1 protein-coding gene and 2 pseudogenes are annotated in these 2,166 nt (G+C 53.9%); 2 read left to right on the top strand and 1 reads right to left on the bottom strand.

What is annotated here, in order from left to right; all coding sequences use genetic code 11:
• A pseudogene (locus QZ506_RS04805) lies at nt 1-83 on the top strand (lipoprotein); the annotation flags it as partial.
• Nucleotides 84-139: 56 nt separating this feature from the next.
• Nucleotides 140-1,314 (top strand): annotated as a pseudogene (locus tag QZ506_RS04810) (MFS transporter); the annotation flags it as partial.
• Nucleotides 1,315-1,393: 79 nt separating this feature from the next.
• On the opposite strand, the gene satP reads toward QZ506_RS04810, so the two are convergent.
• Nucleotides 1,394-1,969: an acetate uptake transporter gene (satP, locus tag QZ506_RS04815; RefSeq protein ID WP_291969440.1), complete on the bottom strand. Its 576-nt coding sequence runs from the start codon at nt 1,967-1,969 to the stop codon at nt 1,394-1,396.
• Nucleotides 1,970-2,166 lie beyond the last annotated feature (197 nt).

Consider the following 2,166-nt stretch of genomic DNA (forward strand, 5'->3'; position numbering starts at 1 on the left):
AGGTGGGTGAAGCCATGGCCATGGTCAAAGCGCTTAACCGGATCACGCTATTAGGAATGCCGAACAGTATTCGCATCACGTAACAATCGACCCGTATGGGGCGCAGTCGTTACAAGTTCTGATTTATTCAACAAAGCCCTTCCCGCCTGATATTCCTGAGTGGCTGCGCCAGTTGCAAACCTTTGGCATCTTTGCCACAGGCTATATGGCCCGCCCGTTGTGGGGCATCATCATGGCCCACTTTGGCGATCTGGTTGGACGTAAAAAATGTTCAGCCTGAGCATCTTCCTGATGGCGGTGCCTACGCTCGCCATGGGAATGTTGCCGAACTATGAAAGTATGGGGATTGCTGCGCCAGTATTGCTGCTGTTTATGCGTATTTTACAAGGTGCTGCGATTGGTGGTGAAGTGCCGGGAGCCTAGGTGTTTGTCTCTGAGCATGTGCCACGTTCTCGCATTGGGCTGGCGTGTGGCATTCTGACGGCGGGGCTGACGCTCGGTATTCTGCTTGGTTCTGCGATTGCGACACTACTCAATAGCACATTAACGCCGCAGCAGATTGTCGGCGGCGGCTGGCGTATTCCGTTCTTCCTCCGCGGTATCTTTGGTTTCTTTGCCATGTAGTTGCGTCGCTGGTTGCAAGAGACACCGGTGTTTATGGAGATGCAGGCGCACAAACGTCTGGCGGACGAATTGCCGCTTAAAGCGGTGGTGATGAAACATAAAACGGCGGTTGTGGTGTCGATGCTGCTGACCTGGCTGCTCTCAGCCTGCATAGTGGTGGTGATCCTGATGGCTCCTACCTATTTGCAAAAAGCGCATGGCACCCCCGCTTCGATGGCGTTGCAGGCCAACTGTCTTGCAACTATCACCCTGATGATATGCTGTGTGACCGTCGGGATGATCGTCGATCGCATCGGAGCAGGTAAGACGTTTATTTTCGACAGCATCCTGCTGGCAGCGGGCTGCGCTTTCTTCTATATGGTGGCAGCGCGCGATCCTTCGTTGCTGTTCTTAGGGTATGCGGTTGCGGGATTATGCGTTGGCGTAGTCGGTGCGGTGCCTTATGTGATGGTGCAAGCGTTCCCGCAGGAAGTGCGCTTCTCGGGCGTCTCTTTCTCTTACAACGTCTCTTACGCGATTTTCGGTGGTCTGACGCCGATAAGCGTCACATTGATGATGCAGATAACGCCTATCGCACCAGCCGTTTATGTGCTGGTACTGTCTGGGCTTGGCTTGCTGCTGGGGCTTTATCTTTATCAGACACAGTCTCGCCGCCGCGTGGCGCTTACCGAGTCGGCGCAGAGCCTGTAGTGTTCCGTGCATGCTCTGCCGCAATAAAAAGCCCGGCGCATGCGCCGGGCTTTTTATTGCGGGTAACGCGAGGCTGCGATTAGTGTGCCGCGCCGCGTGCACCAATCGGCAGTACCGTACGGCCAAACTGCGCGTTCAGCACTTCTGCCATTGCCAGATAAATGGCGCTGGCGCCACAAATAATGCCTTCATAGCCCGCAATGGTCAGCAGGCCGTGGTTACCGGTGAAGTTACCGATAGCCAACAGGGCAAACAGCAGCGTCAGGCTGGCAAATACAAACTGCAACGCGCGGTTGGCGCACAGCGTACCGAAGAACATAAACAGGGTGAAAACGCCCCACAGGCCAAGAAATACCCCGATGAACTGTGCATCACTGGCTTCTGCCAGGCCCATTTTCGGCAGCATCAGAATGCCGACCAGCGTTAGCCAGAATGCGCCGTAAGAGGTGAATGCGGTCACGCCAAAGGTGTTGCCTTTCTTGTATTCCAACAGCCCTGCGATGATCTGGGCGATGCCGCCGTAGAAAATCCCCATGCTGAGAATAATAGAAGAAAGTGGGAAAAAGCCTGCGTTATGCAGGTTAAGAAGAATGGTGGTCATCCCGAAGCCCATCAGTCCTAACGGACCGGGATTTGTCAGCGAGTTCGTTTGCATAAATCCTCAGAATACAATAGTGGAGTTGTGTAGCTTGCTCGATGAATGCAAGAGCCTGTTTAAGATTTTGTGTAAATGCCTTTCCTCAGAAGTGGCCGTCAAGGCGGTCACCGAACTAGATAATAAAGCGACTCATTGCCATACGCCAGTCCTGTAAGGGCATCGTCCATTTCTGTGATGCCGCCTGGATTGCCAGC

It is taken from the genome of Candidatus Symbiopectobacterium sp., from assembly GCF_020054415.1.
GTDB lineage: Bacteria > Pseudomonadota > Gammaproteobacteria > Enterobacterales > Enterobacteriaceae > Symbiopectobacterium.